This is a genomic window from Ruegeria sp. AF8 (assembly GCF_056541825.1).
The window spans coordinates 216,053-229,553 of sequence record NZ_JBQFYW010000006.1 but is presented as its reverse complement, the minus strand read 5'-3'; the positions used below and the strand labels follow the sequence as shown (position 1 = coordinate 229,553).

Below are 13,501 nucleotides of genomic sequence, written 5' to 3'. Positions count from 1 at the left end.
CCGCTTCAATTCCGATCGGCAGGATGTGCCCAAACTCACGCAACAAGCTACGGATCATGTTGGCCAGTTGAGTGCGTTGCCGGACGGCCAGGTCGCGCGTGCGATGGATCGAGAGGATAGCTTGCTGGTCCTCCGTCTTGATCTCGACGAAGCGCATGGTCGGGCGTCGAACTGCCTCGCATATTGCTTCCGCATCAACCGCGTCGTTCTTGCCTCGCTTCACATACGGTTTGACGTAACCAGCGGGCATGAGCTTCACATCATGGCCGAGCGTGCGCAGCTGACGGCCCCAATGATGGGATGAACCGCAGGCTTCCATGCCTACGACGCAGGGCGGAAGCGTCTCAAAAAAGGCCAGTAGCTTCGCGCGCTTGATCGGCTTGTTGAAAATAACCCGGCCGTTCTCAGAAATGCCGTGCACTTGAAAAACGTCCTTGGCCAAATCGAGGCCGACGGTCTTTACTGTCATTGGGTGGCTCCTTTCCTAGCAGTCGTTGATAACTGCACTTTGGCACATTCGATGCCGGTGGAGCAGGAGCCACCCACCTCATCCCTTATGGGCCATCCCTGCTCGGGTCGAGTTCCTTTTCGAGGAATATCCTGCGATCGATCCAATGTCGGCAGTGAGCCCACTTCTACCGATGCTGCGCGTTGCTCGAACGTCAGCTTTGCGTTGAGCATTCTAGGTGCGTTGTCAGGCTCATAGATTAAATCCAGAAACTGGTTCTAATGGTTCTGACCCACTGGAGTCCCAGTACTAGCTGCCATTTCGAAAGCGTTGCAGTGTCTGCGGATAATTCGATGGAAAACTCCAGACAGCTTCGCCCGGAGCACGCACAAGCCCGCGCGCTTGAGGATCTCGGTCTGTAAGCAGAGAAATGAACAGGTCACTGCTGGCCCAGGGCGAAGACCGAAAGTACCAATGCCCGTTTCCTGTATCGGCTGCTTCGGCCTCGGTCACATCGATGATATGTAGGGTTTTCATCTCAGACAGTCGGCGCTGGAACAGAGACCCATTTATTGCTTCATCGGAAACCTGACCCAGACGGTCGCGGCCGAAGACCAACCGTGACATCGCCAGCGCTGAATCGGTCTGCGATTGATAGAGTGTCACACCTATAACGGCATCCAGAAGGCCGTCTTCAATTGATTGCAAGAAATAGCTTCGATCAAGATCGCTGCTGATCAGGATCAACTGCCCCAGCCGCGGCTTTGGCCCAGGCCGCAAAGCAATCTGATAGGCGGCTTCAAATGCGAGCCTTGAGCCTGCGCTGTATCCTATAAGGTGAATGCGCCGGGCGTTGGTGTTTGCCGACAAGTATTCGACAAGAGAACGCAAATTGCGGCGCGTCGCCAATGCAGATTCCTGATCCCGAAAATACGCCAAGCGATTGGGTGTAGCGGGCCAGTTGTAGCTGATGAAGGCGCCCTGATAGCCCAGAAAGTGTTGCAACTCTTTGGAGACAAGGGTCGAGTAATCAAAATCGACATTGTAGCCATGGACATAGATGAAAATGTCTTTGTTGCGAGAGGCTGCAAGGTGATCGTCAATCCATTGGGCAAACCGAAGTCCGGCTGCCTTCATCTCCTTTTGCGAAGGTGGATCGTTCATGTAGCGCGTGACACTGAACGGCATGACACCAATCTCTTGTACGTCAGACAAGCTGAGCGTGTAGTCCTTAGCGCGGTCGCGCGTCATGGTAACGTGGCGAAGCTTTTTCAACGTCGCCAATGGGGGGTTGCTTTGCACTTCGGCAATGCCGGTACGCAGAATGTGACCGCGCTCATTGTTGTAATAGGCTTGTGGGTCGCCGGGAACCGCGGGCAGCCGATCTGTAGCGTAGAATAGCTGCGAACGCTGCACGAAATTGTCTTCCGTGATGTCCTTGTAAGGGTCAAAAGCAGCCTCGGCATAGACCGTTGGGGAGGGCATCAGTTCAATTTCGTCATAGATGTTTGGCCCGCAGGCAGCGAGGACACAGAACGAACACACGGTTGCCGCAGGCAAAGCTCTGGCAATCAGTCGCCTCGTCGTTCCTTTTCTGAATTGCCTTTGTCCGACTGTTCGCATCCGGCTGCAATTGTCGGTCCCAAGCATGTCGGCACCGCTGCTCGCGCCTTGGCGCAACTTCGATACTACAGACCTGTTTGTGTTCGGCATGGCCGCCTTTCGCATAATGCCCTTACTCAGAAGCTGTAGGTCACACCCAACACGGGTCCGAATTGTGAGAGCTTGAACCTGCTGTCAACTTCACCTTTGTCGACCATGATGTAGCGATAACCTGCGCGCAAATTCCACTTTGGAGCGATCGCATAACCTACCGTTGCCAAAAACTGTGCGGTTTCGCGATCTGAGCGAAATCCACCATAGTCGGCCAAGGCAACGGCCGACCATCGGTCATTGATCTGATACCGGATACGGGCCGCAATCAGAGGGTCTATCCAATCGTCGCTGGCACTGGAACTTGGTGCCGGGGTGGGGCCGCCGACCAGAGTGATCGTGCTGCTCGTCTCAAACCAGCGAAACCCGCCACCGAGATCGACGGCCAGGTTTTGGTCTTGATAGGCCGTGTAAGCGGCATATCCACTTAAAAACTGCGTCTTCAGACTGGTTTCAGCGCCACTGAACACCGGGCCGGGAGTGTCATTGTCAAAGGACAGGTCTGTGCGCATGTAGTCCGCGATCAGCGACCACCGGCCACTTCGCGCTTCAAGTGTACCCATGAATGCCAGATCAAGGTTTTCAACCGCTTCACTGAAGCTGAGTTCCGACTCCAGCGATCCAATGGTTGTCTTGGTGTCCGCCGCGTAGATGTAGAAGCTGCCGGAAAAACTCCAGTCGGAGTCCTGTGCCACTGCTGTTGATCCGCCGGGCAGCATCGTCGCCGCAACCAGAAAACTGCTTGCGATACACCGTATTTTTAAGCACGCCATGGCCCGCTCCCCCCTTTGCCTATCCCGAGTTCGAGGCGCGGCAAAAGATGGGCCGCGCCGTTGTCCTGTTACGTTTCACAATCGCATTCGACCGGGTCGAGTATCGGAACAGATGCCTTAACGCTATTCATTTCACGGGCGCGAAACTCTGACGGTGTTTGACCCGTCCATTTCTTGAAGGCCCGTGTCATGGCCGTCGCGTCAGAGTATCCCAAATGATCAGCGATATCGCCCACCGACAATTCAGACTTGGAAAGCAGATGTTTCGCCTGGTCACATTTGGCTTCGATGACGATGCGCGACAGTGATGTCCCATAGACAGCAAGCCGTCGGTTGAGAACCGCGCCTCGAAAACCGCATGCCTTGGCGAGCGCCGTAGCCGACAAGTCCGTGCGCCCGACCCTTGAGTTGGCAACGCTTTGGATCGAACTCAACAAGTCTGTAGGTACAGGGTTTTTTTCGTCCTGAGTGGTCAACACGTACTCGGTCGCGGTTCGGTTAACCAGTTCAAACAAAAGCCAGGCACTTGGGAAGCGGATGGAATACCCGTCTGAGCCCGCACCTACCGCCCGGATACCGTAGAAGTAAGACGGGAGCAGATCAGGACGGTTCACACGCACAAGAACCTTATTTGCTTCCCAACGCTGACCTGCGGTTTCATGCAGCAACGTAGCCCATCGGCTGATCTGAAACGCATCCATATAGGCGGGCGAACAGCATGGCGTGAACCTGCGTTTGGCGGACAGCACGGCGAACTCTCCAGAGACATCGAGTGTCATGGTGACCGCGTTTGTGTTGTTTCCCGCATGAACGCAAAACCTGGCAATGAAATCGGCCAGCGACTTTGCTACGCGAAAGGCCTGTCCGAATGGGGATGCAACGGTCGGATCTGAAGTTTGACCAACAAGTGCTGGAAAGTCTGGGGATGTCTTTTGTGCGACGGCTTCAAACACGGCATAGACAGTGTCGTGCGGAATGAAACAACTCGGAGCGGTCAATTCCGAGAAGGATAGATCGAATTCCGCTAGGAGACTTTCTACAGATTGACCGGATTCTTGAAACGCAAGCAAAAGCGGCACGATAACCCGCCCGCGTGTAAGCGGCGGTGTTCTGTGTTGAGCATGTGCGTCATGCCCTGTCATCATAGCTCCTTAAGACCCCGCAATTGAAAGGTCGGGCACGTCAAGCATAGACCAGCGCGGCTCTGTGTCCCTGACCTGCGTCAAAGCGGAAGTCACTTTTTGAGGTAAAAAAGTCAGGTGCCCGCTGGTAGGGGCTCAATCGAATTGAACCACGCTACCCGCAGAGAGTGCGCTCTAAGAGATTGACATCACCACACGAATAATAGGACCGCCGTCGGGTCAATATGCAAAGAGAGTTTCTAGTTGTTGGCCGAAACGCTATCGCTACCTGTCATTTTTAACCAGTTTTCGGAAGCGGTCGCTCCAATCTGTCAGGGCATACATTCGAACTTTGTGGTTTGTTGGAGAGAGATGGCCAAGGCTCCAATTGTAGCATTTTAAAAAACAACAAAATGAGAGGCGTGAGAATGCGCTTTTGATCAGGTGCCGGGACCATCAAGCAATGCATTTCTGTAATTGGCTAGTGGAGCGGGCAAACTATGAATCTCACGCACAAACGCTGGAAACTTGCTGCTTTAGCTGTCCTGATTGGAAGCACAGCGACCGCTCAGAGCTTTGATACCACGGTCGATGCACTTGCTGAGACATACGAAGTGCCCATTACCATAAACAACTTTGTTCGGGCTGCTACAGACAATGAACTGAAGACGTACAATGGCCTGGCCGGAGGCGTAAATCAGTTCTTTCACTTCAAAGAACCCACCCCCATCGACAATCAGCCCACCATTCGGATGAATCGCGACACACTCTACAGCGTTGCGGTTATTGATATCAGCCAAGGCGCAACCTTGACTCTGCCCGATGTGGGCGACCGATACATGACGACGATGGTGGTCAATCAGGATCATTTCATCAATGAAGTGTTCGACGGTGGCGGTGTGTTCCAGCTTGACATGGGTACATTCCATACCCCCTACGTACTTGTTTTCATGAGAATACTGGTGGATGCCGAGAGCCCCAAGGATGTTGCGGCGGTCAATGCAATTCAGGACGGGTTCACCATTGATGCTGCCTCCGCAACGCCCTTCGAAATGCCCAATTACGACGCGGAGAGCTTTGAGGCGCTGCGCCAAGCCGCAATTGAGCTGGGCAGGTTCGCCACAGACAGCGTCCGGACTTTTGGTAAGGCAGATCATGTAGACCCATTACGCCATTTCCTTGGCACAGCAGTCGGCTTTGGTGGGCTGCCAGAAGACGAGGCCTTTTATCTTAATATCGAGCCCGGCCTGCCGCTTGGGGAATACAAAATCCAGGTCCCGGCGGATGTGCCAGTGAACGCATTCTGGTCCGTGAGCCTTTATAATGCAGACGGGTTTTTTGAACTCAATTCCCTCGACACGTATGTGGTCAACTCGGTCTCAGGCACCAAGAATGACGATGGCAGTGTGACCGTGCACTTCGGCGGTTGCAACGACGGACGTGTGAACTGTCTCCCGATCATGGATGGCTGGAACTATGCCGTGCGCCTTTATCAGCCGGGCCCAGAGGTCATCGACGGAAGCTGGGTCTTCCCCTCCGTAGAACCCGCAAACTGAACAACAGGATGCTTACGATGAAAAAGCTTCTTCTGACAGTCGCGCTTACACTCCCGACAGGCGTTTGGGCCGAAGACATGGTCGATGTGACCGTCGACACCCTTGTGCGCGCCGAGACAGATCACATGTTTCGGACCAACATGGCCAATCTCGGCCTCGCTGTTGGCGAATTGGGGCATATGCGCGAAGCCACCACACCGGATAACCAGCCCGTCATCCGCATGAACCAGGACACGCTCTACTCCGGCGTTCTGCTGGATTTGAGCGAACCCGTCGAAGTGACACTGCCTAAAGCGGATGGCCGCTATATCTCGATGCATGTCATCAATCAGGACCACTTCATGTATGCCGAGGCAGAGCCCGGCACGTATCAAATCACACAGGAAGACCTTGGTACGCGCTTTGGTTTCATCGCGTTTCGCACATTCGTCGATGTGACTGACCCGGATGATATTGCCGCCGCGCAAGCGGCACAGGATGGAATTGTCGTCAGCGGCGGTGGAACGGGCCCGTTTGACGCGCCCAACTGGAACACCGAACAACTTGCCACTGCGCGTCAGGCGATAAACGATTTATCCTTGCTGGGCACCGATTCAGCCCGCGCCTTTGGCAGAACAAAGGACGAGATTGATCCGGTTCAGTTTCTGGTCGGTGCGTTCTCGGGTTGGGGCGGTCTTCCGCCTGAGGCCGCGATCTATCTGTTGGACGCGGTCGATCAGAATGACGGCGAAACACCGCATGCGGTAACCGTCAAGGATGTGCCGGTTCGGGCGTTCTGGTCGGTGACTGTCTATAACGGTGACGGCTTTCTGGAAGCCAATGATCTGGGCGTAAACAGCTACAACGGTTACACAGCCGAAGCAGCAGAAGACGGCTCGGTCACGTTGCATTTCGGTGGGTGCGACGATGGCCGCGTGAACTGTCTGCCGATCACTTCGGGCTGGAACTATGCGATCCGCCTTTATGAGCCGGAGGATGCAATCCTGAACGGCAACTGGACCTTCCCGAAGTTGGAGCCGATCAACTAGGCCGCTCGCCCAACCTGCATTTCAAAAGGAGTACACGGCTATGCGTCGATCCCATACTCTTATGGGGCTGCTTTTTGCAGCCAGTGCCGGAACCACAACCGTTGCAGACGAGGCATCCGATCTGGCCCAGGAACTGGCCAACCCGCTTGCGGCAATCGTCTCGGTTCCGTTTCAATTGAACCATGATGAAAATCTGGGCGTCTCTGATCAGGGCTCGCGCACCACGCTGAACTTTCAACCAGTCGTGCCCTTTCAACTGAACGATGACCTTAACCTGATCACCCGAACTATCATTCCTTACATCTGGCAGGAAGACGTTGTGCCGGGCACACGCCAGGAGGGGTTCGGAGATATCCTTTTCTCTGCGTGGTTCTCGCCAATCGGAACCGGGGACATAACGTGGGGCGTGGGTCCCGTTGTGCGCTTTCCAACCTTTAGCGACGTATCGAGTGATACATGGGCTGCTGGGATCACCGGCATTGCACTGCGACAGACCGGTCCGTGGACCTATGGTGCGCTGGCCAATCATCTGTGGGATCTAGAAAGCAACCCCGACACCCCCACGAATGTGAGTTTTGTCCAGCCCTTTCTTGCTTATTCCACCGAAGGCGCGTGGACCTATTCGCTGCAAAGCGAAAGCGCCTATGACTGGGAAACTGATGCCTGGGCTGTGCCTATAAACGCTTCGGTCTCCAAGCTGGTCCAATGGGGGGCGCTGCCGGTCAATCTGCAAGCGGGGGCGGGCTATTGGCTCGAAGCGCCCGAAGTGGGTGCCGAAGGCGTTCGCTTGCGTTTGCAGGCTCAGGTCGTCTTGCCCAGAGGGCGCTGACGTTTGGCTGAAGAACTTTTTATGAAACGTCGAAAATAGGGAGGTCTTGATGGCCGATCAGATGCAACGCAATGCGCAAGCGCATGTCGAGCTTGACCCTGACCATTAGGATCTGATTGTCAGAAGCTGCAATCGGCTCATTCGACACGCCGTTCGGGTGATGTCTTTGTTCATGGTCGTTGTGATCGGATTTGCCGTCATCGACGCCGGTTACTCGTTCTACATCAAGCTTGTAAGTCCACCGGCCCTGATTCTTGACGTCAGTGTTCTGTTGGAGGTTTTTGCGGCCGCGCTTGTTGTGCTGATCGCTATCGAGATTTACACGAATGTCACGCTCTACCTGACGGCCGATGTCATACATGTGAAGCTGGTAGTTGCAACTGCCCTGATGGCCGTTGCCAGAAAGGTCATTACACTCGATACGACGGACCTGGAGCCGCTTTATTTCGTTGGGTATTCTGGACTCGGTCTGGCGTTTGGTGTCACGTATTGGTTGCTGTGGCGTGGCAAGTAGATATTTCAAAGGACGCCTGTATCGACGCTGGCATAAGCGAGATCGCCGACATTAGTGTTTTTTTGAAGCCGCAATCGCCTCCTTATTCAGCCAAAGAAGAAACGCTCGAAAATCTTAAAGAAATCCGGAAGCAGACCTTGGCACCTGCCCGGTGAAAGTTCCCTTTGTCCGCAGAGCGCTAGTTCCCCAATCCCTTCATTTCGCCATCGCAGCGAACGACCGCTATGCGGGCTGCGACCGCAGCATCTTGTCCCGTTGGCCAACGGCAGGAATGGGCCGTCATCACGGGCGACTTCTCAAACAAAACCGTTAAAACGCCGCGGCATTGCATGGCGACTCTGAGCCCATAGATGCCTTGGCAATGGACACGTCCAAAACCCAGCCAGGTGCCAGGATCGCGCTCCAGTTCGATGTAGTCGCCGTCCCCACGCCGTAGCCTCCGGTAGACTTTGGCTTCAGGACCAAAATAGAAGCAGAAGCCGTTCGGCACCATTCGCGTTTGTCCGCTTGGTTTCGAAGATGGGCGCGAAATTGCGTAGGTTCAGCTTTTCACGCTCGGGCGAATAGAACTGATCGGACAAAATATCATGCAGATCGTTCAGTAATATGGATGAATTGCCGCGCGCGCCTATCTTGGCTTCATGTTAGATCTTCTCAGTGATATCCTGACCCGCCTTTCCCTGCGCGGAACCCTGTATTTCCGGACCTCATTCACGCCACCGTTCGGGATCAAGGTGCCTGCTTATGAAAACGTGGCACGGTTTCATTTCGTGCAGCGCGGAGAGTTGAAAGTATATATTTCTTCGACTGCCGAAACCCTGCGGCTGAGGCAGGGGGATTTGGTCCTTATCCCGCATGGGGCCGCGCACGCCCTGCTGTGCAACGAGGTGAAGCCGATCAACGCACTGCCGCTGGATCGGGTTCTGGATCTGGCCGGGTACAAGGGCGACGGGGTTCTGATCTATGGCGGCGCGGACGAGGAACGCGATACGCAGCTGATCTGCGGCCATTTCTCGTTTTCCGGCGCGCCAGGCAGCAAGGGAACGGGCCACATGCTGATCGATCGCCTGCCGCCCTATATCCTGATCGAGAACTACGGCGAGGAGGCCGGGGCCTGGATCGAGGCGACATTGCGTATGATCGGATCCGAGGTGAACGGTGCCCGGATCGGGGGTGACCTGATTGCGCTGAAGCTGTCCGAAGTTCTGTTTGCCCAGGCCATCCGGGCCTATCTTGAACATCAAAGCCCCACCGAGACCGCACTCGCGGGGTTTGCGGACCAACGGATTTCCCGCGCGCTGACAGCTTTTCACCGCGCGCCCGCCCACGACTGGAGTGTCGAGACATTGGGGCGCGAAGCGGGCATGTCGCGCACCGCGTTTGCGCAGCTCTTTGCGCAGAAGGTGGGCACCACGCCGATGCAATACTTGACGGAATGGCGCATGCAGATCGCCTGCCACGGGCTGGTCGAGAACCACTGGAATGTCGCCGATGCCGCTGCCGAGGCCGGATACAGCTCGGAGGCGGCCTTTTCGCGCGTTTTCAAGAAACAGATCGGCGTATCGCCGGCGGCCTACAAGGCGATGCACTGATGCGGCCTATCTTTGAACGAACAGCAATGTAATCTGAACGTTCAAGGCTCAATCGTTCGGAGGACGGCCTCTATCTTTGATGTACATCGATCAAAGAAAGGAAAGTTCATGTCCATCCGTTTCGTCACCCGCAATATCCATGCCTATCTTGATTACCCGGTCGCGTTCGCCCTGATCGGGCTGCCTTTCCTGCTGGGGCTGGGTCAGTCCAATCCAATGGCGCTTTGGCTGTCGGTTGTAACCGGCATGGCGGCCTTTGTTCTGACGGTTCTGACCGATCACCATCTGGGCGTCTGGCGGGTTCTGCCGTATAAGTTCCATCTGGCGGTGGATCTGCTGGTCGGGATCACATTCCTGTTCGCGCCCAGCCTGTTCGGGTTTTCCGGTCTCGATGCGGCATTTTACTGGCTCAACGGCATCGCGGTCGTGGCGGTGATTTCGCTGAGTGCGCCCGAGGAAAGCGTTGTCGCCTGACTAGAATGCTGAAGCTGTTTGAGAACACCGCGGCCCTGACCGGCCGCGGTTTTGACAATTCTTGCGGATTCAATCGTGCCGGATCGGCGCAATACGTGACTGGTTGCCGATCAGGCCGAAGGTCGGCTCAATCGGAGGCCGGCGGCCAGAAAAGATCCATCTACATGTCCGCCGGACGGACGGAATGAACCTCATTGGTACCAGTGCCGAGCCGTTCGGAAATCGACCAATTTTCATCAGGGGCCGGATGTCCCAAATGCAGACAGCCGGTGCTGATGCGCCCATGCCCGGACCGATGGCCGTACTGCATGTCGCCCGGCTTGCTCCGAGGCGGGACATCATACCACTCAACCTCTGATTACAGTTCATATTCGGCCAATGCGCTGGAATCCGCCTAATTTGTTGGTTCCCTTGACTCGAATCGGAGCGGGGGAAACAGTTAATTCAAGGGCATTAAATGTATTTCTAGTTGTTTCGGCGTGGTCCACGCCGAACACAGATGCTGAACGACTGACAAAACCTGATAGTTGGCCGATCGTCCGGTCGGAAGGTGCTGGTCCGTGTGGCCGGGGCGATGGCGTTGTGCATTCATTCCAAACGAGGAGCATTGGTCATGGCCGTTTCCGTTTCCTACCCCGGCGTCTACATACAGGAGGTTCCAAGCGGTGCCCGTGCCATCGCCGGCGTTCCCACGGCCATTGGCGCTTTTGTCGGCTACACCGCCCGTGGACCGGTCGACGAGGCCCGGCAAATCTTCAACTATGGGGATTTCGAACGCATCTTTGGCGGGTTGAATGTGGACAGCGACCTGTCCTATGCCGTGCAGCATTTCTTCCTCAACGGCGGCGGAACCTGCTGGATCGTGCGCGTGGCGGAGAACGCCGCTGCCGCCTCGGTCTCGCTGGAAACGACCGGCGGCGCAGTCACGCTGACGGCCGAGGCGTCAAGCGAAGGCATCTGGGGCAATTCGCTGCTTTTGATTGTGGATTATGATACCGCCGATCCGGTCAACAGCTTCAACCTTACGGTCTCAGAAATGGGCGAGCGCAATGGCCGCCTGGTTGCATTACGCACGGAAACCCATCGTAACCTGTCGATGAACGATCGCGCGGCGACCTATGCGGCAGATACCGTGAACGCCGCCTCGGATCTGATTGAACTTGCCGACAGCGATCTTCCGGGCACTCTGGCCGGAAGCTCGGAAAGTTCGGTCACATTGGCCGACGGCGATGTTGCTGCGCTGACCGAAGATACACGGCGGCTGAATGTCTCGATCGACGGCGGCCCCTCGACCGAAATCCGGCTCTTTGACGGAGCGAATGACCTGGCCACGGTCGAAGACCTGCGCCAGCGGATTCAGGACCGCGTGAACGCCATTGACGGCGTGACCGGTTTTGTCTGCAACAACACAGGCGGGGTCCTGACCGGGGTTTCCGGCGATCCGGGTCGGCGGTCGTCTGTTGTGTTCCGGAACGCGGCCTCGCAGAACGTTGCGGCGGTACTGGGCCTAGGCGTCGTCAATGGCGGTCGCGAAATAGCCGGCGCCCGCGAAACCCGCCCCGCCGCCTCGGGTACAACCGGCGACAGAATTCCCGACTTTTCGACACTGACCATCGCCCTGAACGATCCTGTTACCGTCAATCTGGTCGCCCTCGACGCGGCCGGAGCAGTCAGCGGTGCGACCATTCAATCGCTGACCCACCAACTCAACCCGGTTCCGGCTAGTATGGGTGAAGCCCGGGCGCAGATACAGGCCGCTCTGGTGGCCAGTTCCGAGCCCGCCTTTTCCGGAGCCTTGGTGGATGTCGTTGACGATACCCTCGTGGTCCGCCCCGGCACCGCGGTACCGGGGTTGGCCTTTACCTTTGCCGGAGCGGGCGCCGCCGAACTGGGCCTTACCGGCGGGGCTGCGGCCCCGGATGACACCTTCCTTGCCAACATCGGAGGTTATCAGCCCGGTGTCGGGCAAAGCTCGGCCGCACAGGTTGCCGGGCTGGGCGGCAGCGATGGTATTCCGCCGAGTGCAGGCACGTTCTTCACCGGCAGCCGCGCGGCAAAGACAGGGATGTACGCGCTGGAAGAGGCGGACCTTTTCAACATCTTCACCATCCCCGGTAATTTCGAAGTTCCGGTTCTGGCCGAGGCCATCGCCTATTGCGAAGAGCGACGCGCGATGATCATCGTCGATATCGATCCCAACGTGGACACGCTTGACGAAGCGCGTGACTGGGTCAACGACGGGGCGAATTCGTCGCTGAAAAGCACCAACTCCGCCGCCTATTTCCCGCGTATCCGCCTTGCCGATCCGCTGCAGAACGGGCGGCTGCGATCATTTCCGAATTCCGGCCTGATGGCAGGGCTATGGGCGCGAACGGACAATGCGCGCGGCGTCTGGAAAGCGCCTGCCGGAATCGACGCAGGGCTGAACGGGGTGCAGGCGCTGGACTATGTCCTGTCCGATCCCGAGAACGGGGTTCTGAACCCGCTGGGGCTGAATTGCCTCCGCACGTTCCCGGTCTTCGGAACTGTCAGCTGGGGTGCTCGCACGCTTGTCGGGGCGGATGCCCGCACCAGCGAGTGGAAGTATATCCCTGTTCGCCGGACCGCCTTGTTCATCGAGGAAAGCCTGTATCGCGGAACCCAGTTTGCCGTGTTCGAACCCAATGACGAGCCGCTCTGGGCGCAGATACGGCTGGCGGTGGGCTCGTTCATGAACACTCTTTTCCGGCAAGGGGCGTTCCAGGGGACAAAACCGTCGGACGCCTATTTCGTGCGCTGCGATTCCTCGACCACCACACAGGCGGACATCGATCTTGGCATCGTCAATATTCACGTGGGGTTCGCGCCGCTGAAGCCTGCGGAATTTGTCGTCATTTCGATCCAGCAGATCGCCGGGCAAAGCCCGACCTAACAAGAGGAGCGAACAGACATGGCTGAATTCAGCGTCAACACACAACGGTTCGATCCCTACAAGAACTTCAAGTTCCGGGTCCGCTGGGATGGTCGGTTCGTTGCCGGGATATCCAAAGTGGGCGCGCTCAAGCGCACCACCGAAGTGGTCGAGCATCGGGTTGGCGGCGACCCGTCGACGGGCCGCAAGTCGCCGGGCCGGTCCAAGTTCGAGGCGATCACTCTGGAGCGGGGTGTCACCCACGACCCGGAATTCGAAGCCTGGGCCAACAAGGTCTGGTCCTTTGGTGCCGGTTTGGGGGCCGAGACGTCGCTCAAGGACTTTCGCAAGGACATCATCATCGAAATGTATAACGAGGCGGGTCAGCTCGCGATCGCCTATCAGGTCTTCCGTTGCTGGGTGTCGGAGTTTCAGGCCCTGCCGGAGCTGGACGCGAACGCGAACGCCGTCGCAATTCAGACGATCAAACTCGAAAACGAGGGGTGGGTCCGCGACACGGATGTTCAGGAACCGACCGAACCGGCCTTCTGATCCGCAATTCC

General features: G+C 56.8%; 12 protein-coding genes. 8 read left to right on the top strand and 4 right to left on the bottom strand.

The features are described 5' to 3' along the window. The 4 genes from ACR0AO_RS12975 to ACR0AO_RS12960 all read right to left on the bottom strand — a co-directional run. Nucleotides 1-469: IS110 family RNA-guided transposase (locus tag ACR0AO_RS12975; RefSeq protein ID WP_480604162.1), on the bottom strand; the 469-nt coding region annotated here is incomplete at its 3' end. Nucleotides 470-757: 288 nt separating this feature from the next. Then, nucleotides 758-2,098, bottom strand: coding sequence for an alpha/beta hydrolase (locus ACR0AO_RS12970; protein ID WP_480604160.1), 1,341 nt, complete (start codon nt 2,096-2,098; stop codon nt 758-760). Between the two features lie 89 nt (nt 2,099-2,187). Then, nucleotides 2,188-2,934, bottom strand: coding sequence for an outer membrane protein (locus ACR0AO_RS12965; protein WP_253282656.1), 747 nt, complete (start codon nt 2,932-2,934; stop codon nt 2,188-2,190). Nucleotides 2,935-3,002: 68 nt separating this feature from the next. After that, entirely contained in the window at nt 3,003-4,076 is a 1,074-nt protein-coding gene (locus ACR0AO_RS12960; RefSeq protein WP_480604158.1) for an AraC family transcriptional regulator, read from the bottom strand. Nucleotides 4,077-4,555: 479 nt separating this feature from the next. Between ACR0AO_RS12960 and ACR0AO_RS12955 the strand changes: the two genes are divergently transcribed. The 8 genes from ACR0AO_RS12955 to ACR0AO_RS12920 all read left to right on the top strand — a co-directional run bounded on the left by ACR0AO_RS12955 (nt 4,556) and on the right by ACR0AO_RS12920 (nt 13,490). Beyond that, complete coding sequence (locus tag ACR0AO_RS12955; RefSeq protein ID WP_170431627.1) at nt 4,556-5,611, top strand: DUF1214 domain-containing protein; 1,056 nt, start codon at nt 4,556-4,558, stop codon at nt 5,609-5,611. Nucleotides 5,612-5,628: 17 nt separating this feature from the next. Beyond that, nucleotides 5,629-6,639: a DUF1254 domain-containing protein gene (locus tag ACR0AO_RS12950; protein ID WP_170717655.1), complete on the top strand. Its 1,011-nt coding sequence runs from the start codon at nt 5,629-5,631 to the stop codon at nt 6,637-6,639. Between the two features lie 40 nt (nt 6,640-6,679). After that, complete coding sequence (locus tag ACR0AO_RS12945) at nt 6,680-7,468, top strand: transporter (RefSeq protein ID WP_170400928.1); 789 nt, start codon at nt 6,680-6,682, stop codon at nt 7,466-7,468. Between the two features lie 160 nt (nt 7,469-7,628). Beyond that, a complete protein-coding gene (locus ACR0AO_RS12940) occupies nt 7,629-7,982 on the top strand; it encodes a phosphate-starvation-inducible PsiE family protein (RefSeq protein ID WP_170738391.1) in 354 nt (117 codons plus the stop codon). Between the two features lie 641 nt (nt 7,983-8,623). After that, entirely contained in the window at nt 8,624-9,574 is a 951-nt protein-coding gene (locus ACR0AO_RS12935; RefSeq protein ID WP_480604156.1) for an AraC family transcriptional regulator, read from the top strand. Nucleotides 9,575-9,682: 108 nt separating this feature from the next. Further along, on the top strand, nt 9,683-10,048 hold the full coding sequence (locus ACR0AO_RS12930) for a hypothetical protein (RefSeq protein WP_480604154.1): 366 nt from the start codon (nt 9,683-9,685) through the stop codon (nt 10,046-10,048). Between the two features lie 613 nt (nt 10,049-10,661). Next, nucleotides 10,662-12,959: a phage tail sheath family protein gene (locus ACR0AO_RS12925; RefSeq protein ID WP_480604152.1), complete on the top strand. Its 2,298-nt coding sequence runs from the start codon at nt 10,662-10,664 to the stop codon at nt 12,957-12,959. Nucleotides 12,960-12,977: 18 nt separating this feature from the next. After that, nucleotides 12,978-13,490, top strand: coding sequence for a phage tail protein (locus ACR0AO_RS12920; protein ID WP_480604150.1), 513 nt, complete (start codon nt 12,978-12,980; stop codon nt 13,488-13,490). Nucleotides 13,491-13,501: the final 11 nt, after the last annotated feature.